Annotated in this window: 19 protein-coding genes and 1 other RNA gene; 17 read left to right on the plus strand and 3 right to left on the minus strand. The window is 35.3% G+C overall.

Features of this window, described 5'->3' with window-relative positions:
- Window positions 1-194 precede the first annotated feature (194 nt).
- The 12 genes from FDO66_RS17860 to FDO66_RS17905 all read left to right on the plus strand — a co-directional run bounded on the left by FDO66_RS17860 (window position 195) and on the right by FDO66_RS17905 (window position 12297).
- Window positions 195-2462 carry a DEAD/DEAH box helicase gene (locus tag FDO66_RS17860; RefSeq protein WP_141434025.1) on the plus strand — a complete coding sequence of 756 codons (2268 nt, stop codon included), beginning with the start codon at window positions 195-197 and terminating at the stop codon, window positions 2460-2462.
- Between the two features lie 17 nt (window positions 2463-2479).
- On the plus strand, window positions 2480-3724 hold the full coding sequence (locus FDO66_RS17865) for a ribonuclease H-like domain-containing protein (RefSeq protein ID WP_141434026.1): 1245 nt from the start codon (window positions 2480-2482) through the stop codon (window positions 3722-3724).
- A 437-nt stretch (window positions 3725-4161) separates the two neighbouring features.
- The gene (locus tag FDO66_RS17870; RefSeq protein ID WP_181444650.1) at window positions 4162-4725 is read left to right on the plus strand and encodes an SLOG family protein; all 564 of its coding nucleotides are present in this window, start codon (window positions 4162-4164) and stop codon (window positions 4723-4725) included.
- A gap of 86 nt (window positions 4726-4811) precedes the next feature.
- On the plus strand, window positions 4812-5111 hold the full coding sequence (gpsB, locus tag FDO66_RS17875) for a cell division regulator GpsB (RefSeq protein ID WP_141434028.1): 300 nt from the start codon (window positions 4812-4814) through the stop codon (window positions 5109-5111).
- Between the two features lie 138 nt (window positions 5112-5249).
- Window positions 5250-5646, plus strand: an RNA gene (rnpB, locus tag FDO66_RS17880) — RNase P RNA component class B.
- A 143-nt stretch (window positions 5647-5789) separates the two neighbouring features.
- A complete protein-coding gene (locus FDO66_RS17885) occupies window positions 5790-6929 on the plus strand; it encodes a THUMP domain-containing class I SAM-dependent RNA methyltransferase (RefSeq protein ID WP_141434029.1) in 1140 nt (379 codons plus the stop codon).
- A gap of 79 nt (window positions 6930-7008) precedes the next feature.
- Window positions 7009-7179, plus strand: coding sequence for a hypothetical protein (locus FDO66_RS20975; RefSeq protein WP_181444643.1), 171 nt, complete (start codon window positions 7009-7011; stop codon window positions 7177-7179).
- A gap of 175 nt (window positions 7180-7354) precedes the next feature.
- Entirely contained in the window at window positions 7355-9265 is a 1911-nt protein-coding gene (locus tag FDO66_RS17890) for an ATP-dependent DNA helicase (protein WP_141434030.1), read from the plus strand.
- A 152-nt stretch (window positions 9266-9417) separates the two neighbouring features.
- Window positions 9418-10923, plus strand: a complete 1506-nt coding sequence (locus FDO66_RS17895) for a carboxypeptidase M32 (RefSeq protein WP_141434031.1) — start codon at window positions 9418-9420, stop codon at window positions 10921-10923.
- Between the two features lie 44 nt (window positions 10924-10967).
- A complete protein-coding gene (locus FDO66_RS17900; RefSeq protein ID WP_141434032.1) occupies window positions 10968-11564 on the plus strand; it encodes a xanthine phosphoribosyltransferase in 597 nt (198 codons plus the stop codon).
- A gap of 164 nt (window positions 11565-11728) precedes the next feature.
- Window positions 11729-11890 carry a hypothetical protein gene (locus FDO66_RS20980; RefSeq protein ID WP_181444644.1) on the plus strand — a complete coding sequence of 54 codons (162 nt, stop codon included), beginning with the start codon at window positions 11729-11731 and terminating at the stop codon, window positions 11888-11890.
- A gap of 71 nt (window positions 11891-11961) precedes the next feature.
- Complete coding sequence (locus tag FDO66_RS17905; protein WP_141434033.1) at window positions 11962-12297, plus strand: L,D-transpeptidase; 336 nt, start codon at window positions 11962-11964, stop codon at window positions 12295-12297.
- Window positions 12298-12464: 167 nt separating this feature from the next.
- Here FDO66_RS17905 and FDO66_RS17910 read toward each other — a convergent pair whose 3' ends face one another.
- Window positions 12465-13211: a YdcF family protein gene (locus tag FDO66_RS17910; protein WP_141434034.1), complete on the minus strand. Its 747-nt coding sequence runs from the start codon at window positions 13209-13211 to the stop codon at window positions 12465-12467.
- A 165-nt stretch (window positions 13212-13376) separates the two neighbouring features.
- Here FDO66_RS17910 and FDO66_RS17915 point away from each other — a divergent pair, with 165 nt between their 5' ends.
- The 4 genes from FDO66_RS17915 (at window position 13377) to FDO66_RS17930 (ending at window position 19270) form a co-directional block, all read left to right on the plus strand.
- On the plus strand, window positions 13377-17042 hold the full coding sequence (locus FDO66_RS17915) for a dynamin family protein (RefSeq protein WP_141434035.1): 3666 nt from the start codon (window positions 13377-13379) through the stop codon (window positions 17040-17042).
- Window positions 17039-17881 carry a sulfurtransferase gene (locus FDO66_RS17920; RefSeq protein ID WP_141434036.1) on the plus strand — a complete coding sequence of 281 codons (843 nt, stop codon included), beginning with the start codon at window positions 17039-17041 and terminating at the stop codon, window positions 17879-17881. Before FDO66_RS17915 ends, FDO66_RS17920 begins: the two co-directional genes overlap by 4 nt.
- A gap of 170 nt (window positions 17882-18051) precedes the next feature.
- Window positions 18052-18945, plus strand: coding sequence for a 5'-3' exonuclease (locus FDO66_RS17925; RefSeq protein WP_395939809.1), 894 nt, complete (start codon window positions 18052-18054; stop codon window positions 18943-18945).
- A 43-nt stretch (window positions 18946-18988) separates the two neighbouring features.
- Window positions 18989-19270 (plus strand): DUF6123 family protein, encoded by a 282-nt coding sequence (locus FDO66_RS17930; RefSeq protein WP_395939810.1) that lies wholly within the window; start codon window positions 18989-18991, stop codon window positions 19268-19270.
- A 52-nt stretch (window positions 19271-19322) separates the two neighbouring features.
- On the opposite strand, the gene FDO66_RS17935 is transcribed toward FDO66_RS17930, so the two are convergent.
- Window positions 19323-20240, minus strand: coding sequence for a DMT family transporter (locus FDO66_RS17935; RefSeq protein ID WP_141434037.1), 918 nt, complete (start codon window positions 20238-20240; stop codon window positions 19323-19325).
- A 35-nt stretch (window positions 20241-20275) separates the two neighbouring features.
- The gene (locus FDO66_RS17940) at window positions 20276-20665 is read right to left on the minus strand and encodes a reverse transcriptase-like protein (protein ID WP_141434038.1); all 390 of its coding nucleotides are present in this window, start codon (window positions 20663-20665) and stop codon (window positions 20276-20278) included.
- Window positions 20666-21071: 406 nt separating this feature from the next.
- Here FDO66_RS17940 and FDO66_RS17945 point away from each other — a divergent pair, with 406 nt between their 5' ends.
- Window positions 21072-21728, plus strand: a complete 657-nt coding sequence (locus FDO66_RS17945; RefSeq protein ID WP_141434039.1) for a reverse transcriptase-like protein — start codon at window positions 21072-21074, stop codon at window positions 21726-21728.
- Window positions 21729-21739: the final 11 nt, after the last annotated feature.

Below are 21739 nucleotides of genomic sequence, written 5' to 3' on the forward strand. Positions count from 1 at the left end.
TTTTGGAGACAAGTTGCCTTTTATATGTCTACATTCAAATATAAACAAAAAAAAACGAAAGTTTTTCAGTGGCCTCGAGGGACAAGCGAGGAGGCTTGCCAGTTCGTCCGCGGAAAGCGAGTGAATTTCCTGACGATTATAAATCAGTACTGAAATTTAACAGAGCCTTAATAAAAGAAAAGAAGTGAGAATGTATGAAGATACGGAAAAACTTACAAGACATTTTAATGGAGCTGAATTCCGTTCCTGATTTTAAGGAAAACATTGTCCATTGGCATACCATTGAAGAAAAAAAAGCGGAAACAGTGGATATTCCTTTTGATATTCATCCAAACATTGTTCGTGCTTTACAAAAAAGAGGCATCGGAACCCTTTATACTCATCAACAAACAGCCTATGATATAGTTAGAAAAGGACATAGCATAGTAGCTGTTACTCCAACAGCATCAGGAAAAACATTGTGTTACAATTTGCCTGTTATCCAAACTATTATAGAGGACGAAAAGGCGAGAGCTCTTTATCTTTTTCCTACAAAGGCTTTGGCACAGGATCAAAAAAGTGAATTGAATGAGTTGATTGAAGAAGCTGAGGTTAAAATCAATAGCTATACGTATGATGGTGATACCCCATCCAATATAAGACAAAAAGTCCGAAAAGCAGGGCATATTGTGATCACGAATCCGGATATGCTCCATTCTGCTATACTCCCGCATCATACGAAATGGGTATCATTATTTGAAAATCTAAAATATGTTGTCATAGATGAGCTGCATATTTATCGAGGGATATTTGGAAGTCATGTTGCAAATGTGCTCCGTCGTCTACGAAGAATTTGTCATTATTATGGAAGCAATCCCATCTTTATTTGTACATCGGCTACTATAGCCAATCCTTTAGAGCTTTCTGAACAATTAACCGAGCAAAAAATGAAGCTTATTGTAAAAAATGGTGCCCCGAGCGGAAGAAAGCACTTTTTATTTTATAACCCAGCCATTATCAATAAACCATTAAATGTAAGAAAAAGTGCAACTTTAGAAGCGAGAAAGCTTGCTAGTGAATTGTTAAAAAATAAAATACAGACGATTGTTTTTGCTAGAAGCCGTGTTCGAGTTGAAATCCTTTTATCTTATCTACAAGAATTGGTCATTCATAAGCTCGGCCCAAAAGCGATAAGAGGGTATCGGGGCGGATATTTGCCATCTGAAAGGAGAGAGATTGAAAAGGGTCTTCGTAATGGCACCATATATGGAGTGGTTAGTACAAATGCATTGGAGCTTGGAGTCGATATTGGGCAGCTTGAGGTTTGTATAATGGCTGGTTATCCAGGTACGATAGCGAGTTCCTGGCAGCAAGCGGGACGAGCAGGGAGACGTCAGCATGAATCATTAGTGATCCTTGTGGCAAGCTCCAATCCACTTGATCAATATGTCATTCAGCACCCTGATTACTTTTTCAATCGAAATCCAGAAACGGCTAGGATAAATCCAAATAATTTAATTATTCTTATGGATCATTTGAAATGTGCTTCTTTTGAACTTCCTTTTACGAAAGGAGAAACGTTTGGTCTTGCTGAAACAGAGGAATTGCTGGAATATTTAAGTGAAGAAAGGCTTTTATATAAAAATGGTGATAAATGGTACTGGATGAATGATGCCTTTCCTGCACATAACATTAGTCTGCGATCAGCCTCGCAAGCAAACGTTGTAATCATTGATCAATCTAATGTGGCTCATTCAAGAGTGATAGGGGAAATGGACCAGTTTTCTGCCATGACTTTGCTGCATGAAGACGCGATTTATCTTCATCAAGGTAATCAATATCAAGTAGATCAATTGGATTGGGATGGGAAAAAAGCTTATGTAAAAGAAGTAAGCGTTGATTATTTTACGGACGCAAACCTTGCTGTCGAGCTAAAAGTCATCGAAGCAGATAAGATGCGGCAAAAACAAGGTATTGAAATTGGATTTGGAGATGTAAGTGTCACAGCGATGGCAACCATTTTTAAAAAAATAAAGTTTGAAACACATGAAAATATTGGCTCTGGTCCTATTCATTTACCTGAAATGGAGCTTCATACGAATGCAGCATGGATTTCTTTTGACGGTCACCTAAGCTTTACTGAAAAGAGATTAGAGGAATGTCTGCTTGGAATGAGCCATGCTTTAAAGCACATAGCTCCGTTATTTGTCATGTGCGATCCGCAAGACCTTCATGTAGTCCCACAGGTAAAGGCTATTCATAACGAAAAGCCGACCTTGTTTTTTTATGATCGCTACCCTGGTGGGATTGGGCTCAGTGAAAAGCTTTTTGAGGGGATAGAAGGTGTTCTATTGGAGGCTAAATCTCTGGTTGAAAATTGTCATTGTCAAAATGGATGTCCATCTTGTATTGGGGCAGATTTTTTATCGGATTTTGTGAAAAACGATACGGTGAAAATGCTCTCCCACATTTTACTTCATTGAGCAAGGGGGGTAAGCTCATGTCCATTAAAAAAAAGCTTCAACGTTTAAAACCACATAAGACAAATGAACAGGATACAAAACCAAAAAAAGTGCAGTCTGCTGTTGTACTACAAGACCTTCCTTATCAAGAAATCTGGGGAAAAGAGAATGTTAAGCCTTATTATTTTGATAATGATTTTTGTCTTGTAAGGGAAACGAAGTATCCTCTTAAATATATCCACGGAAAATATGCATTAAAGGAATTTCTTAAAGTGATCCAGCGGTGGAATGAGGTGTCTATTGACCATCCATTATCCGCAAAAGGGTATGCGGCAAACGAGCTGCTATTCTTTGATACCGAAACAACAGGTCTTGGTGGAGGAACTGGTAATACCATTTTTATTTTAGGTCATGCAAAAGTATCCGAAACGAATGTTATCGTGAAGCAGCATATACTTCCTCAGCCTGGATCAGAAGTACCTTTATATCAAAGTTTTTTGGAAAATCTCAAAGACTTGAAGCTTGTCACGTATAATGGAAAGGCTTTTGATTGGCCGCAAGTGAAAACAAGACATACGCTTATTAGAGATCGTGTTCCTGCTTTACCCTCCTTTGGTCATTTTGATCTTTATCACGCAGCAAGGAGAATGTGGAAGCATCGATTAGAACGGTTAAAGCTCTCGATCGTGGAAAAGGAAATTTTAGAGATCGATCGAATTGAGGATATTCCAGGTTTTCTAGCACCAATGATTTATTTTGATTTTGTTGAAAATCGAAATCCAGAAGGAATGATTGGGGTTTTAAAGCATAATGAATTCGATATTTTATCATTAATTACTTTGTACACTCATCTTTCACTACAGCTATTAGGGTTGGATAAGGGCCAAACGGCAAAAGAAACACTTGAAGTTGGCAAATGGTTTTCGAAAATCGGTAATTCTGAATCAGCGAAAGAAGCTTTTTTGAAAGTTGTAGATGATCAGACAGAAGCTGCAGCGGAAAGCAAGCATGCCCTTGCGTTTCAATATAAAAAAAATAAACAATGGGACTGTGCAGAAGAAATGTGGTTACAGGTTGTAGAACAAGGCTGGGCTTCCATTCAAACGGAAGCATGTATCGAGCTTGCGAAAATATATGAGCATCGTAAAAAAAAGCTTTTAAAGGCCATAGAGTACACTGAAAAAGCAATCGATTTTCATCGCTTGAATCAATCAAGTGACAAGGGGTTTGATGAATTGTTAAAACGATTCAATCGGCTCAATAAAAAAATTGAAAAATCGTAAGCAAGAAAAAGTAAAACTTTCCATTAGTAGAGATTTACTGCTCATTAATGTCGGAGAAAAATATTCGGAAAATATTTTTACAATACTGTGAAAAAATCAAAACTATTGTTGTTTGTCTTTGTATAACCCTGTAAAATAGATACTTGTATGAATTAAGATACGGAATTTAAAAATATGGAGCGGGGTACATGTATAAAGCAATTTTGTTCTTGTTTTTTATGGTCATTTGTCTAACGGTTGTGCTATTTAGTTCATTTAAGGATCAGTTTTATACATTTCTATAAGAAAATGAACGTAAAACAAGGGCTAGAGCAAGCCCTTGTTTTTTTAAGGATAAAAAACGGTTGGGTACTGGAAAAAATAACAAAAAATGATATGATAATAAATACAAAGCAGCATTTCAATCTATTTTACATAAAGGAAAGTTTACGTTTGTGATAAAAAAAGTGGTCATTTCAGGCTATAAGCCATTTGAAGTAGGGGTATTTAAGAAAGATGATATTGCCATTTCTTTTATTAAAAAAGCCATTCGAAGAAATCTTGAAACATTGATGAACGAGGGATTAGAATGGGTGATCATTAGTGGTCAACTTGGAACAGAATTATGGGCTGCTGAGGTTGTTTTTGATATGCAAATCGAGGGTTATGAGCAATTACAGCTTGCAGTCATTACTCCATTTTATAACCAAGAACAGACTTGGAATGATCAAAATAAAGAATGGTACGAATTTGTGATATCACAAGCAGATTTTGTGGATTCAGTTTCAAGGAAAAATTATGAAAGCCCATGGCAGTTTCGTTTGAAAAATCAGTTTTTAATTGAAAAAAGTGATGCGATGATTCTTTTTTATGATTCAGATCGTGAAGGAAGCCCAAAATATTTGTATGAAGCTGTTAGAACTTATCAAGAAAAATATAGCTATTCACTCCATTTCATTACTTTTTCAGACCTTGAATCGTTATTTGAGGAGGAGCAATTTCAGAATCGGCAAGATGATTAACAAAGGATATCAAAAGAAAAATTGACAAAAGGTACGTTTTTTGAAAAAATGAATATATGTATTTGGGATTGACCGAGGTGATTATGATGTTATCAGATAAAATAAAGTTAACGGCTAAGGATATTCTTGAAAAAGAATTTAAATCGGGAATGCGTGGGTATAAACCGGAAGATGTAGACAAATTTCTAGATTTGATCATTAAGGATTATGAAACCATGCATCAAGAAATTGAGGAACTGTATCAAGAAAATATGAGATTAAAAAAACAGCTGGATGATGCTGCAAGACGCCCAGCACCGCAATCAGCTGGAACGACCAATTTTGATATATTAAAAAGGCTTTCTAATTTGGAGAAGCATGTTTTTGGCAGCAAGCTGTATGATTAATGTTCATGAGTGATAGCTTTCTTTATGAAATGGTTAAAGATGGAATCGTTACCATTGACATTATTTGTTTATATTTCTGTTAATAACCATTGCTATTTGAAGCAGAATTCTCTATACTGTTTTATGCAGTCATTAATATCGTTCGGGTAATCGCTGTAAAAAGTTTTCTTTTTACAGAGGAAAGTCCATGCTCGCACAGGCTGAGATGCTTGTAGTGTTCGTGCCTAGTGAAAAAATAAGCTAGGGCAGTTTAGCCAGTGAGCTGAACTGACGGCAGGGAAATTACCTAAGTCTTTTTAAGATATGGTAAAATTACCTTTAAAAGTGCCACAGTGACGTAGCCTTTCTAGAAATGGAAAGGGTGGAACGAGGTAAACCCCGCGAGCGAGAAACCCAAATAATGGTAGGGGCACTTTCTCGGAGGAATTGAACGAAGAGAAGGACAGATGAATTTCATCTGTAGATAGATGATTACCACCTTGGTACGAGGCAGAAAGCCGTTCGAGTACCTTGGAACAGAACATGGCTTACAGAACGTTGTTAGTGGATGTATGAATGTAAAAGTAAAGCTCTCCGCTTCCTTTGGAGAGCTTTTTTTCATATCAAACTTATTGTAGTTACTAGCTATCACTTTTCCAACTTAAAGTTTAGTGAATTCAAATGAATAAGGGTGACAAAATGAAAACTTATCAATTAATTGCGACTTCTGCAATGGGGCTTGAAGCGCTTGTAGCAAAGGAGGTTCGCGATCTAGGCTATGAGTGCACAGTGGACAATGGAAAAATAACGTTTAAAGGCGATGAATTAGCCATCGCAAGATGTAACTTGTGGCTTCGAACGGCGGATCGAATCAAGATTGCCATTGGAGAATTTAAGGCAACGACTTTTGATGAATTATTTGAAAAAACAAAAGCTCTTCCTTGGGAAGATTTTTTACCTGAAGATGCGGAGTTTCCTGTAACTGGTAAATCTGTGAAATCAAAGCTGTTTAGTGTTCCTGATTGTCAAGCGATTGTGAAAAAAGCAATCGTGGAACGATTAAGAAAACACTATAAAAAAACGGGTTGGTTCGAAGAAAATGGACCATTATATAAAATTGAAGTAGCGCTGCATAAAGATACTGCTTTAATAACTTTGGATACAAGCGGAAGTGGATTACATAAGCGCGGATATCGTGTCGAGCAAGGGGAAGCGCCTTTAAAAGAAACTTTGGCAGCTGCATTAGTCTTATTGACTAATTGGACACCAGATCGCCCCTTTGTTGATCCATTCTGTGGATCAGGAACGATTCCAATCGAAGCTGCTTTAATTGGCCAAAATATTGCTCCAGGTTTTAACCGTGAGTTTTTATCGGAGCAATGGGGATTTATCTCAGAAAAAATTTGGGATGAAGCTAGAACAGAAGCAGAAGATAAAGCCAATTATGATCAGCCGTTAGACATTTTCGGTTCAGATATTGATCATCGAATGGTAAATATGGCACAGGAAAATGCATTTGAAGCAGGATTAGGGGATTTGATTACCTTTAAGCAAATGCAAGTTCGAGATTTTACCACTCAAAAGCAATATGGAGTTATTATTGGAAACCCTCCGTATGGTGAACGTCTTGGCGACAAACCAGCAGTTCAAAAAATGTATCAAGAAATGGGACATGCTTTTAAAGATCTTGACACGTGGTCCATTTATATGATGACCTCTGATGAAGAATTTGAAGCTTTTTATGGAAAACAAGCTACAAAAAAGAGAAAGCTATTTAATGGGTTTATAAAAACAGATTATTATCAATATTGGGGCAAAAGAAAGCCTAAAAATTGTTAAAAAATTTTTGTTTACCATTGTATAACCATTCTTTTTACTGAATAGAATAATAACATCTATTTTGGTAGGAGGAATGGCAATGATACAACCTAATCTTGATTTTTATAAAATATCACAATCATTAAATGATACGATTAAAGCATTAGAGAATGAAAACCTATCAGAAGAAGCGAAATTGAAGCTTGAAAAAGCTCAAATAGAGCTTCAGCAGGCATTGTCATTTTCTTTTTCACACATGAGTGAATATTAATGTGCTATAGGTAGGGAGAAAAATACAAGGATTGAAATGAAACTAAGTATGAGCGGTCTAATTATGAGTCTGAATTTTGTTCAGACTCTATTTTTATTCTGTGCTATATTTTTAAATGTTGATATAATAATACAGTTATCTTGTAGAAAATGAATGACAAAGCTGGAGGAATTTCATGCAGAACCGTTTACCATTTCAAGTATCAAAAACAGAATCCTTTTATGAAAAGCTAGGAGATTGGATTGGAGATGTGTTTTACGATCTTCTCCCAGAAGCTGGATATGAAATTAGAGATGAACAAATATTTATGGCTTATCAACTAGAACAAGCCTTTAAGGATAAAAAAATCATCTTTGCTGAGGCGGGTGTTGGTACAGGGAAAACTTTCGTCTATTTGCTTTATGCAATTTGCTATGCTCGTTATATGAATAAGCCAGCAATTATTGCATGTGCAGATGAAACGTTAATCGAGCAGCTTGTGAAAAAAGAAGGTGATATCGCAAAGCTGGAACAAGCATTAAATTTACAAATTGATGTTCGTCTTGCTAAATCTAGAGATCAATACCTTTGCTTAAATAAACTTGATTCAATCGTTTCTAGTGATGAGGAGTATGAAGTCGTTTATGATCGTATGCCGGATTTTGTTCATAGTGGTGCATCTATGCAAACTTTTACACGGTATGGAGATCGTAAGGATTATCCTGAATTAACGGATGAACAGTGGAAACATATTTCTTGGGATTCATTACAGGATTGCTTTACATGTGAAAAAAGGCATCGATGTGGACAAACTTTACACCGTGATTACTATAGAGGATCAGCAGATTTAATTATCTGTTCGCATGATTTTTATATGGAGCATATTTGGACGAAGGAGTCGAGAAAACGAGAAGGACAGCTGCCTTTTTTACCTGAAAGCTCGTGTATTGTTTTCGATGAAGGTCACTTATTAGAATTTGCTTGCCAAAAAGCGTTGACTTATAGACTTAATGATCAAATGCTAGATAAGCTTTTATCTAGGTTAATGGAAAACGATGTGAGGGAAAAAACCTTACATATTATCGATGAAATCATACTTCTAAATGAAAGATTTTTTTCGAGTGTAGAAAAGGCAGCTATTCATACAGCCGGGTCAGAAAAACAGGAAATAATAAAAACAAGCGATGTAATAAGAGCAGGAAAACAATTGTTATCTTTCATTGGACAATTAGAAGAAGAATTAGTGTTTGAGAGTGAAATGTATGTAATGAATGAATATGATTTAAAGGTCGTTGAAGAATACCTAGAACAAATATCGTACTCATTATCTCTTTTTCTAAAAGAATTGAATGGAATTACTTGGTTTGAACAAATAGAAGACGAAAAAACGATTGTTATTATGCCAAGGCTTGTTCAGGAAATTATGAAGGAGGAAGTGTTTTCACAGCCAAAGCCATTTATTTTTTCCTCTGCTACTTTATCAGAAAATAAATCATTTGACTATATTTCCAAAAGCTTAGGGGCGGAACATTTTCTTTCATTCTCAGTGGCATCTCCTTTTGAATACGAAGGAAAAATGGAGATAAAAATGCCTACTTTCCAAAGGGAGAATTCTTCAGAGATATGTGAATATATTTGGAAAAACATTCAACAATTAGAAGGCGGGTCTTTAGTTTTATTTAATACAAACGAAGAATTACAAGCTTTTAAACAATTTGCGAATGGTCAAACTCACTGCTCAATCTATTTTGAAGGGGATGCCGAAATAAGCTCTCTTGTTTCTCTTTTTCAAAATACAGAGAACTCAGTTTTATGTGCGACTAGTTTATGGGAAGGTCTAGATATTCCTGGAAGATCACTTGAAAATGTCTTTATTTACTCGTTGCCATTTCCACCAAATGACCCGGTCTTTAAGGCTAAAAGAGAGGCGGCCGACAATCCATTCCTTGAGGTAGATATGCCTTATATGCTTCTACGCTTGCGTCAAGGTATTGGCAGATTAATAAGAAGTAAGGAAGATCAAGGAACTGTTCATCTATTAATGTCAGAGAATGAAGACCAAAAAATCGTAGAAGCAGTGAAATCTGTACTTCCTATTCAACTATAATTATAGAAAAAGAATTAGCTGCAATTAAAACGCTAATTCTTTTTCTATAAACAGAAATGATATTCGATATATCGTCGAAAGGCTTACTTCTAATCACGATGAAATATATGGTAAAATAATTGTAATAAATATAAATAATAGGGGGAGTCGCGATGAAAGAAATTGAAAAGTCATTTCTTGAATATGTGAAAAAAATGAAGGCCTATGATGAAGCTTTGTCAGTAATTTTTTGGGATTTGCGAACCGGTGCACCTAAAAATGGAGTAGAACAACGCTCTGAAGTGATTGGAATTTTAAGTGCTGAGGTATTTAACATGTCAACTTCAGAGGAAATGGCTTCATACATAGATGAATTATCAAAATTAGATGTATCAGACATAACAAAGAAAACAGTTGAAGAGTGCAAAAAAGAATATGAGCGGAACAAAAAAATACCAGCGGAAGAATATAAAGAGTACGTCATTTTACAATCAAAGGCCGAGAGCATTTGGGAAGAAGCAAAAGCTAAATCAGATTTTTCAATGTTCAAGCCGTATTTAGAAAAACTAGTTGAAATGAATAAGCGATTTATTCAATACTGGGGATACGAAGGAAATAAATATAATTCTCTACTTGATATGTACGAGCCGGGAGTCACAGTTGAAGTATTAGATCAAGTATTTTATGAATTACGGGAGCAAATCGTTCCTCTTGTAAAAAATATTAATGCTTCTGAAAATAAACCTCAAACTGAATTTTTATTTGAATATTTCCCTAAAGAAAAACAGCGAGACTTTAGTTTAGAAATATTGCAGCAAATTGGTTATAACTTTAAAGCAGGGCGTCTTGATGAGACGGTCCATCCTTTCGCCATTGGAATCAATCCAGGTGATGTTCGCGTGACAACGAAGTATGATGAAAATGATTTCCGATCAGCGGTATTTGGCACGATCCATGAAGGTGGACATGCGCTATACGAACAAAATATATCAAAGGACTTAATCGGAACACCTTTATGTACTGGAACTTCTATGGGGATACATGAGTCACAATCCTTATTTTATGAAAATTTTATCGGCAGAAACTATTCCTTTTGGAAAAATAATTATTCATTATTAAAGCAATACACAAATGGACAATTCGAGTCAGTTGAATTAAACGATTATTACCGCGCAATTAATGAATCTAAGCCATCTCTTATCCGAATTGAAGCAGATGAGTTAACATATCCATTGCACATTATTATTCGTTATGAAATTGAAAAAGGATTATTTAATGATGAAATTGAAGTAAAGGATCTTCCGCAAATTTGGAATGACAAGTATGAAGAATACTTAGGGGTTCGTCCTGAGAACGATGCGCAAGGACTGCTTCAAGATGTGCATTGGGCAGGTGGGAGCTTTGGGTATTTTCCTTCTTATGCTTTAGGTTATATGTATGCTGCTCAATTCAAAAATGTATTAGTAAAAGAAGTTCCAAATTTCGAATCCTTGCTAGAGAACGGTGATCTTCTTCCAATAAAAAATTGGTTTAATGAAAAGGTTCACCAATTTGGCAAAATGAAAAAGCCTCTTGAAATCCTGCATGATGTGACTGGAGAAGGGCTAAATGCTCAATATTTAATTGATTATTTGACTGAAAAATATAGTCAGATCTATAAGCTAGAAAAAGAATGTTAAGTCATTGATTGCTCGTTTGAATAAAGGAAAATCAGGAGGGGAAAATGGAATTACTTCAGGAAAAGATTATTCAAGAAGGTAAAGTACTTTCGGAATCTGTACTAAAGGTTGATTCGTTTTTAAACCATCAAATCGATCCGCAACTTATGTTAGAAATAGGGAAGGAATTTGCGAAGCGTTTTTCCAATAAGCCTATAACAAAAATTTTGACGATGGAATCTTCAGGGATAGCTCCAGCTGTCATGACTGGCTTGCAATTAAATCTTCCTGTTATTTTTGCCCGAAAAAGAAAATCACTGACTCTTGTGAATGATTTGATTACATCATCTGTTTATTCTTTTACAAAACAGGAATCAAATGAAATCTCTGTCTCTAATAAATATTTACAAGAGGATGACCATGTGTTGATCATAGACGATTTTTTAGCAAACGGACAAGCTGCTTTAGGGTTAATTGATATTGTAAAACAGGCAAACGCACAAATTGCTGGAATCGGGATAGTGATTGAAAAAGCGTTTCAGGAAGGCGGACAGCAGCTGCGGAACGAGGGCTATCACGTTGAATCTCTAGCGATCATTGAATCATTAGCGGATGGAAAAGTAAGTTTTCAGAAAAACGTTACTAAAGAAAAAATAAAATAAGATTTACAGAAGGCGTCCTTCTTTGAAGAGGGCGTTTTTTTGATGTCTAGCTGCGAAGTACAGGATGTACGAGTGCCGATGCCGATGTTGCCACAGGACGTGGCACCCTTAATCGGCCGCTTTTCTTGTTACAAAATTGTGAAAATTCAATTAGAGTATTGAAAATGATTATCGTTGATGATAGAATTCTAATTGAGGTTGAAAGTTATTCTCACTACTACATAAGGATGGTGTTTGACATGGTAGCAATGTTTATCTTAGCTGCAATTGTAGGATGTTCGATCTTAATGAAATATGTGTTACAGAACGTATCTAAACAATCATAATCGATATAAAAAGAAAATCAATTTGACCGATCTTCCATATAATGAAACATCATTATTTGGAGTTGATTGATATGGCAAAGTGGATTGATGTGAATGTTTCAACACTAAAATTGAGGTTGTTTGACGGAAATAAAATACTGAAGACCTATCCGATTTCTGTTGGGAAAATCTTGACTCCGACGCCTAGTGGAAATTATAAGATTATTAATAAACAATATAATCCTGGTGGTCCTTTTGGACAATTGTGGATGGGTTTATCAAAGCCGCATTATGGTATACACGGGACAAACAACCCTTCTTCGATCGGAAAAAGGGTTTCAAAAGGTTGTATCCGTATGCAGAATCGGGATGTTAAAGAACTATCATCCATGGTTCCAGTTGGTACAAACGTGTATATCCATAAGTAATTGATGAAAAAAACCTTCAAAAAAATATAGTAGTATTGGCCCCGCCTACGCCTAATACCATGATAGCCACACACGCTATCTGACCTGCTTTTTATTTTACTACACAAATTTGAATAAATTTCCCTAATAATGTTAATAAAATGTAAATAATTGAACATATGAATACTTTAATTTTTAATCGAAATGGCAAGCTGTCCTAAATATTCTTTTAGGGCGATTCTTACATGTCCAAAATCAGAAGGAACAAATTTACTTACATAAACTCGAAGCTCTGCACTTGTTTTATAATCTGTTGGAAAGGGTGTAGGGTTTACCCCGATTTTCGAGAAATTTTGCATCGATCGTTTCATATGATAGGCAGAGGTTACTAATATAGGCTTTTGAAAATGATTAGCTTTCAATATTACTTTTGTAAATTTTGCGTTTTGTGTTGTATTTAAGCTTTTATTTTCAATGTAAATCTTATTTTCTGGAATTCCTAAACCTATAAGCTGGCGTTTTGCAATCTCAGCTTCATTTCCAGAATCTTTAAAAACACTTCCACCAGAAACAATAATAGGTAGCTCGGTTTTTTTATATAGTCTTGCAACTGTTAACAGTCTGTTTGCAGCATCTCCTGAAAGCTGCCCATTTCCGTCAATGTCAGCGGTCCCGCGAGTAGCTCCTGCACCAAGCATAATAATGACATCTCCATCTAAAGAGCTTGGGGGATCGTAGTCTGATTCCAACGAGTGAATCAACAGATCACCAGTAACTGGAATAGATAATAGATACAAAGAGACAGTAATAAATAGCAACCAACTAGCAAGTCTTTTTTTATGTCTGTAAAAAAAAATGCTCATGAATAGAAATAAAATAATAAAGATACCAGGCGGCATCAAAAATCCGTAAATTACTTTTATTATGTATAGCATATCAACACCTCTTACGAACCATTATAACTTGTTTCTTAATCGAAAGTGAACGATTTCTGTATTCCAATCATTTTCAACTCAACAATTCTTAGTCTAATAATTGGGAATACAATATTAAATCGTTTACAATAAAAATAACTTAAATTATAAGGGGTTTTTTATTTCATGGTACAAATTGTTCCGAGAGAAGATAAAAACACTTATTTCCATGGAATGGGTCTGCTTTATCGTTTATTTTTAGAAAATCAAGATAACGAGAATGCAGAAAAAGTGAAGCAGGTTGCGTTAAAATTGAAAAAAGAAGAATATAACATTGCATTTTGCGGTCATTTCTCTGCTGGCAAATCAAGTATGATTAATTTTTTATTAGGAGAAGAGTTGGTCCCTTCAAGCCCGATCCCGACAAGTGCAAATCTAGTTAAAATAAAAAATGGAAAAGATGGAGCTAAAGTCTATTATAAAAAGGAAAACCCAAAGCTTTACCCAGCTCCCTATGATATTGAAATGATCCGATCTTTTTGCATGAATGGGGATGAAATTGAAGTTGTTGAACTAATTTGCTCTTCCTGCAAGCTCCCAGAGAATGTTGTATTTATGGATACACCAGGTATAGACTCAACAGATGATGCCCATCGCATAGCGACAGAATCTTCCCTCCATATTGCGGACCTAGTTCTTTATGTTATGGACTATAATCATGTCCAATCAGAAGTTAATTTTTTATTTACAAAGGAATTAGCTTTAGCAGGGAAGGAAATAGTACTGATCATTAATCAAATTGATAAGCATCGCAATGAAGAAATTGATTTTCAAACCTTTACAAGTACGGTTGCAGAATCCTTTGCTTCTTGGGGAGTGCATCCTATTTATTTTTTCTTTACCTCATTAAAAGATGAGAAGCATCCCCTTAATGAACTGATAAAGCTTCAGCACTTTATTCAACATAGAATATTGTATGGACATGAACAGATGAGGCATTCTATTGCTAATTCATTAAGAAAAATAGCTGACGATCATTTGATGTTTTTAAAAGAACGTGACGAAAGAAGAAGTTATCATTCTAGCCTTCTATTAAATGAGTTGTCAGAACAGGAAAAGAGTCAACTTCGATTAAAATATGAAGAAGAGGTAAATAAACTTCAGCGTTTGCAAAAGTTCGTACGTGAAAATGAATTGAGCATCCGTAATAATGTGGATTCTATTCTTAAAAATGCGTATCTCATGCCATATCAAATTCGCGAACTAGCTGAAAGCTATTTACAGTCCTGTCAACCAGATTATAAAATTGGATTCCTTTTTTCGAAAAAGAAAGCTCAAATAGAGAGACATTCACGGCTCAATCGTTTTTATCAGTCTTTGTCTGAACAAGTAAAATCACAAATAGATTGGCATATAAAAGAGCTTTTCTATAAAGGCATCAAGGAAAATAACGTCGATGATCCATCTTTATTAAAAATGGTTCAACATTATCAGGTTCCTTTTACAGAGGAACTGCTCGTTCAGTCCGTTAATAAAGCAGCCGGACTTTCTGGTGATTATGTTTTATTATATACAAATGAAATAGCAGAATTATTGAAGAAGATTGCTAGAAAAGCTTTAGGTGATATTTTCGAGCGTTATATTAAACGATTGCAAGAAAATAATGAAAAGCTTTCTAAACAATCGAAAGTCAATCAAAAGAATTTACAAGACTATATAAATGCCTCTGAAGAGCTAGAGATAATGGCAGCTGAAGTGGAAAAAATGAATGCGCTCGTCAATGATATCTTATCGAATCCTTATCATGAGTTAGATATTGTGAAGACAGAGCAACTATTATCAGAATCGTTCGAAGATATAGAAATTGTGAAGGAAGCACCCGTTTTATTAAAACCAAAAGAAAAGCAAGAAGAGTTTGCCGCTGTTACTCATAAGGCAATCATAGAAAAAAATTCAGTTAAGCATTCTTCCATCATCAATCGGTTATATATCACTGCCCAAGAACTTAAGAATCTACCAGGGTTTCATAAAATAGCTGATCGATTATTGGATAAAGCAAAAAGGGTAGAAAATAAACAGTTTACCGTTGCATTATTCGGAGCCTTTAGTGCTGGGAAATCATCGTTTGCCAATGCCTTATTAGGCACAAAGCTATTGCCTGTTTCGCCAAATCCAACGACAGCATCAATAAATAAAATCATGCCGATTGATCAAGCACATCCTCATGGAACGGTGTTAGTAAAGCTAAAATCAACGGAAAGTATGCTGCAGGATATAAACTTGTCTCTTCAAACCTTTCAATTAAAAGCAAAAAATTTATCGGAAGCACAAGATTTTATTAAAAAAGTGATAAATAATAGAAAAAATGAGAGGAGTGGAAGCAAAAACGTTCATTACAACTTCCTTCAAGCTTTTTCTAATGGGTATGAAAGCTACGAAAATCAGTTAGGAAATATGATTGAAGTTGATTTAAAAGAATTTCAATTTTATGTTGTACAGGAAGAAAAATCATGTTTCGTTGAACTGATCGAGGTGTATTATGATTGTTCTTTCACAAGAAAGGGTATTACGCTAGTGGATACACCAGGAGCAGATTCCATTAATGCACGGCATACGGCTGTTTCATTTGATTATATAAAAAATTCGGATGCAATCTTGTTTATCACCTACTACCACCATGCATTTTCAAAAGCAGATCGAGAATTTTTAATTCAACTTGGACGTGTAAAGGATGCATTTGAACTTGATAAAATGTTCTTTCTTGTCAATGCAATTGATTTAGCAGAACGAGAAGAGGATCTGCAGGCAGTAATGAACTATGTGAAAAAGCAATTAATCACATTTGGAATTCGCAGCCCGCATTTGTACGGGGTTTCTAGTTTAATAGCATTAATAGAAAAGCTTGAAGGATCAAGAATAAATGATTCTCGAATCCATGCTTTTGAAAATGATTTTTATTCCTTTTTAGAAAAAGATCTTATGATGTTAAGCATAGCACGTGCAGAAAATGAATGGGATAGGGCGATCCAGCAGTTAAAACATTTGATCCGAAGCTATGAATTAGGAAAAGAAGAAAAAGAGATAAGAAAACAGGCGATTACAGATGAAAAGATAAAAGTATCTGCTATGATTAAAGGAGAACAACCAGAATTTCTTTTCGAGAGATTGCAGCAGGAAACAGATGAGCTTTTGTATTATTTAAAGCAAAGAGTGTTTTTTCGTTACCAGGATTTTATTCGTGAAGCCTTTAATCCTGCTGTGATAAAAGGAGACAATCGAACGATAAAATCTTCTTTACAATATGCATTAAAGGAATTTCTTTCTTCCTTTGGATTTGATTTTGCACAGGAATTACGTGCAACGACACTTAGGTTAGAAGCATTTATTTATCAGATGCTATCTGAATATCAGAATCAGATGATTCAATCTCTAATAAAGATTAATCATGAACTTTCCTTTAGCGAATATGAGAGACAAAAAAGCGATAGTATTACATTTAAAGCAGCATTTGAAAACATTGAAACGAGTCTTTTCCAAAAAGCTTTAGCGTATTTTAAAAATCCGAAATTCTTTTTTGAAGGGGACGGCAGAAACCTATTGAGTGAAGAGATTGAAGCAGTGATGAAAGAGCCAGCTGATGACTATTTACAAATACAAGGAGATCGTCTCGAAAATCACTATAAAAGCATCCTTGAACAAAACTGGACGAACATGGTGGCTGATATGATTGATCAATCTGATCTTTATTACGCAGGCATTATGTCATCTTTAAGCGAACATTTTCCAATTGATCAGCTTAAGGAAACAGAAAAGAAATTATTGAATCTAAATGATGGGAGTCGGTTAAAGTGAATTTTGTTGTGGAAAAGCAATGGCTCGCTGAACAATTAAATAATGAGAAGGTTAAAATTGTGGATTGCCGCTTTCAATTAGGAAATCCAGATGAAGGAGAAAAGCTTTATCTAAAAAGCCATCTCCCTGGTGCATACTACTTTGATTTAGAAAAGAAATTATCCGCTCCTGTTTCAAAGCACGGGGGAAGGCACCCGTTGCCTGAAATAGACCAATTTCAAATGGAAGTAGAAAAAGCAGGAATCGACAATACTAAAATTGTTATCGCCTATGATGATGGGGAAGGGCAGTATGCATCTAGATTTTGGTGGATGATGACTTACATAGGTCATGATGAGGTGTACGTATTAAATGAAGGTTTTAAAGGGTGGGTAGAAGCTGGCTACTCAACGACGAAGGAAGTACCTGAAGTTGAATTAGCAAAATTTGATCTAAATATTCGGAAAGAGATGCTTGCTTCTTATGAGGAAGTGAAGGAAGCTGTCGATCAAAAGAAAAAATCGCCTATATTAATTGATTCAAGAGATGAAAGACGCTATTTAGGAGAAATTGAGCCAATCGATAAAAGACCCGGACATATTCCAGGTGCAATCAATAAAGTGTGGTCAGATGGATTGGAACAAGGTTCATTTAAAAATAAAGAAGAGCAGAAAAAAAGATTTGCTGAGCTAAATCAAGAGGAGCCTATCATTGTTTATTGCGGGTCAGGCGTAACAGCCTCCCCTAATTACATAGCTTTAAAAATGGCTGGTTATCAAAACGTAAAGCTCTATGCAGGGAGCTATAGCGATTGGGTTTCTTATGATGATAACCCAGTAGTGAAAGGAGAAGAATCATAGATATTGATAGAGTGTTTCATTCGTGAGGGATGATCCATCATATATAAAATGATGAGTCATCCTTTTTTCTTTTTAAATAAATCATCACTACACATTTAAAGGTATATAAAAAAATTGTGTTTTTCCGTGCTATAATAATCCATGTACAAGTTTTTTTAGGGGGAAATATTTTGAATACAGTGAAAAAAGAATCCTTGCTGCTTGTTGATGGGATGGCTCTATTATTTCGAGCTTTTTTTGCCACGGCGGTTACAGGGCAATTTATGTATAATTCTAAGGGCACTCCTACTAATGCAGTTTACGGGTTTGTGAAGCATTTTTTTACAGCGATTCAATCCTTTAAGCCGTCTCACGTTGCTGTTTGTTGGGATATGGGGAGTAAAACCTTTCGAACTGAGCTATTTTCTGACTATAAAGCAAATCGATCTGAAGCACCTGTCGAATTGATGCCTCAATTTGACCTTGTGAAGGAGATGGTGCAAGCTTTTGATGTTCCGAATATAGGGTTAGAAGGCTATGAGGCAGATGACTGTATCGGGACGATTGCTGCAAAAAAGGGTAAAGAAATGGATATCCTGATTCTGACAGGCGATCAAGATATTCTGCAGCTGCTAGATGATCGAATCTCAGTTGTCCTATTAAAAAAAGGTTTTGGGAACTACCTAATTCATACAAAGGATACCTTATTCGAGGAAAAAGGGATTAGACCGAAGCAATTGATTGACATCAAAGCATTAATGGGGGATCCGAGTGATAATTATCCAGGTGTGAAGGGGATCGGAGAAAAAACGGCTATTAAGCTCATTCAGCAATTTGAGCATATCGATGGTGTTGTTTCTAATTTAGATCAATTAACAAAAGGGCAGCGAACAAAGATTGAGCAAGATCTTGAAATGCTTCACTTGTGCAGAACACTTGCAGAAATTAAATGTGATGTACCAGTAGATTGCGTTCTGGAAGAAGCAATATTTAATATTAATCGAGAAAAAGCCATCATGAAAATTAGAGATGTAGAATTAAAGGGACTTCATCGCTTTTTAAACATACAAGAAGAATTAGCCTAAAAATGAAACTAGTAAGATGTTTTGGGAAGTTGTTTAGAGAGGAATGATTATGTCTGTGAAAACTGTGGAGGAATACTTGCTTCACTTACAAAGCAAAGGATTTCAGTTTCCCGAAGACGCTGTTGGTTTTATCTATTTTGGAAAACACTATACTAATGCTTCAGATGAAATAACAAATACAGCGATTGAACTAACCTTAAAAGCACAGCTGCATTTTGATGGAAGCTTTTATGTATCTTTACTCGAAAGATTCGTAGCAAACAAAATAGAGACACGATACGATGCAATCCAATACGTAAAAGAAAAGCAGCTTTTATTAATTTAAATAGCATATAGCGTGACTATTAATCCTTTCTATTAGCAGCCACGCTTTTCTTTTAAACGGCCTTTCCTTTCTTTACTGAAAGAAAGGTTTTTTTAATAGGTAATTCTGAAAAGATCATTCCAGTAAAAATAAATAGACAGCCAATGAATGCACTGGAGGATAATTGTTCATCATTCCAAAAATAAGCGGTTATCGCAGCAAATACAGGCTCCATTGAAAAAATAAGTGCAACTCTTGTTGGAGTCGTGAATTTTTGGAAATTTGTTTGTGCTATAAATGCAAGCGCCGTAGCGAATATAGCAGTAATGAATAATGCTACGATGACAGACTTATCAAAAATGACATTTTTTCGGAATATTTGATGCCAATCTTCAAATAATAAAGCATAAAATGAGGAAAATAGTGCGGCAGTTCCGATTTGAATAATTGTTAACAGCAATGTTGAATAGTGCTTGCTATATTTGCTTGTCAAAATTATTTGAATTGCAAAACTAATGGCACAAAAAAATACCAACCCATCGCCCGTATTTAATTGTGTGCTATTTTTCATTGTTAAGAAATGCAAACCAAATGTTGCAATAAAAACACCAATGATGGAATTGATACTTGGTTTATGCTTAAGGAATAGTGCAGCAAATAAAGGCACTAGTACAACACTTAATCCTGTTATAAAACCTGCATTGGCTGAGGTGGTATAAAGCAGACCAATTGTTTGGAAGGCATAGCCAATAAAGAGCCACAAACCCATCATCATCCCTGAAAGACAGAGCTTCCAATTAAGTGTCCGCAGTAACTTCCTTTCAAACAGAAAAAGCCATAGAATTAAAAAGGCAAAGGCCAAGGTAAACCTAATGGCATTAAAGGTGATCGGATCTAGGATCGATACGGCTTTTTGGACCATAACAAAGGTCGCCCCCCAGCAAAGGGCAACAAGTAGAAGGGAAAGATCGGCTAAGAATGTTTTTTTCAATTTACATTTGTTCTCCTTTATTTACATTTTTTCAATTACTTATTTTTTTTGATTGCCAGTCGTGCTAGTTGGTCAGCTGATTTATTTTCATCACTTGGGATCCACTTAATAAAAAATAACGTTAGCTGTCTGCTTAGAACAAGTGCTTGTTCAAGCAAGGGGGCATATTTTTTATTTTTTACAAATTCTTTTTCATACGATCGATTTACTAGTTCTGAATCCGTCCGAAATGAAACGATTTGGTAGTCAGATTGAATGCAAATCTCTAACCCTTTAATTAATGCATGAAATTCAGCCTCATGATTGCTCATTATTCCAAGCGGAATCGAGTATTTCTCTGCTTTGCCATGTCCTTTTATAAAAATGCCTGCACCGCTTGGCCCAGGATCACCTGCACTTGCACCATCTATGTACACTTCAATCAAAATCATATCCTCCATAATTTAGGATCAATAAGCTAAGAGTTAGTTTATCATAAATAGATTGTACGATAAATCATCATGAAATTACTCAACTTGATGCAGAAAAAAGATACTAGCTGCCTATATTAGTGGAAAAATCAAAAATGGAAAAATAAAACCGTTCACTTCAGACTGTTAACATCCAAGTCATGGTAAAATAGAAATTAAAGTTAAGGGGATAATACGAAAGCGCAAGACTAGACCATAAAAGACTCCTCGGCCACTCCTTGTACGTTGAAGCGGCTGTACATTTTTATAAATACAGTAAACCGATACGTGTTTAAAAAAAATCGCTTTTTAATGTCTCATCCTGAATTTCTTTTCATAAATAATAAGTAGTAGAAGAAACAATCTTAGAAAGGTGAAGGATATGAAATATAAATTGGAGTGGAAATATAAACTTAAAGGAGGGCAAGGTGTTTTTTTTACCTCAGATTGGATCGATGCAGAGCTTGCGATTCAATCAGGTGAAGAGCTTGAGAAAAGTGGGAAAGGAACAGAAATAACCTACTATGATGAAGAAGGCTCAACTTGGAATACAAAAGAACTTAAAAAATTATGGGCTGAAATAGAAGAAGAACCTCATGATATTGTCGTCTTTTTTGATGGTGGCTATTATAAAGAAAAGAAACAAGCAGGTTTAGGAGTCGTATTATATTATAAACAAGGTAAAAAGAAGTTTCGAATCAGAGCTAACGAGCTATTTGATGAAATGGATACCAATAATGAGGCTGAATACGCAGCTATGTACTTTGCTGTTTCCTTATTAGAGGAGCAAGAAGTTCATCATATGTCTTGTGAATTTAAAGGAGATTCTCAAGTTGTGTTGAAACAATTAGAAGGGGAATGGCCTTGTTATGAGGATGATTTAAATTATTGGCTTGATAAGATAGAAGCGAAAATCGATCAATTAAAAATAAAACCAACCTATACACCTATTACAAGGAAAGAGAATAAGGAAGCAGATAAACTAGCGACACAAGCGTTAGAAGGTAAAATAGTTCATAGTAAAATGCAAATTATTTAAACATATACAAA

It is taken from the genome of Bacillus sp. 03113 (genome assembly GCF_006546985.1).
Taxonomy (GTDB): domain Bacteria; phylum Bacillota; class Bacilli; order Bacillales; family Cytobacillaceae; genus VATK01.

Bases quoted from the DNA above. Each gene is read 5' to 3' on its own strand.
- FDO66_RS17860 (WP_141434025.1), top strand. From the start codon at position 195: ATGAAGATACGGAAAAACTTACAAGACATTTTAATGGAGCTGAATTCC.
- FDO66_RS17945 (WP_141434039.1), top strand. From the start codon at position 21,072: ATGAAATATAAATTGGAGTGGAAATATAAACTTAAAGGAGGGCAAGGT.
- FDO66_RS17910 (WP_141434034.1), bottom strand. From the start codon at position 13,211: ATGCTATACATAATAAAAGTAATTTACGGATTTTTGATGCCGCCTGGT.
- FDO66_RS17895 (WP_141434031.1), top strand. From the start codon at position 9,418: ATGAAAGAAATTGAAAAGTCATTTCTTGAATATGTGAAAAAAATGAAG.
- FDO66_RS17900 (WP_141434032.1), top strand. From the start codon at position 10,968: ATGGAATTACTTCAGGAAAAGATTATTCAAGAAGGTAAAGTACTTTCG.
- gpsB (WP_141434028.1), top strand. From the start codon at position 4,812: ATGTTATCAGATAAAATAAAGTTAACGGCTAAGGATATTCTTGAAAAA.
- FDO66_RS17905 (WP_141434033.1), top strand. From the start codon at position 11,962: ATGGCAAAGTGGATTGATGTGAATGTTTCAACACTAAAATTGAGGTTG.
- FDO66_RS20980 (WP_181444644.1), top strand. From the start codon at position 11,729: ATGATTATCGTTGATGATAGAATTCTAATTGAGGTTGAAAGTTATTCT.
- FDO66_RS17930 (WP_395939810.1), top strand. From the start codon at position 18,989: ATGATTATGTCTGTGAAAACTGTGGAGGAATACTTGCTTCACTTACAA.
- FDO66_RS17865 (WP_141434026.1), top strand. From the start codon at position 2,480: ATGTCCATTAAAAAAAAGCTTCAACGTTTAAAACCACATAAGACAAAT.
- FDO66_RS17915 (WP_141434035.1), top strand. From the start codon at position 13,377: ATGGTACAAATTGTTCCGAGAGAAGATAAAAACACTTATTTCCATGGA.
- FDO66_RS20975 (WP_181444643.1), top strand. From the start codon at position 7,009: ATGATACAACCTAATCTTGATTTTTATAAAATATCACAATCATTAAAT.
- FDO66_RS17885 (WP_141434029.1), top strand. From the start codon at position 5,790: ATGAAAACTTATCAATTAATTGCGACTTCTGCAATGGGGCTTGAAGCG.
- FDO66_RS17890 (WP_141434030.1), top strand. From the start codon at position 7,355: ATGCAGAACCGTTTACCATTTCAAGTATCAAAAACAGAATCCTTTTAT.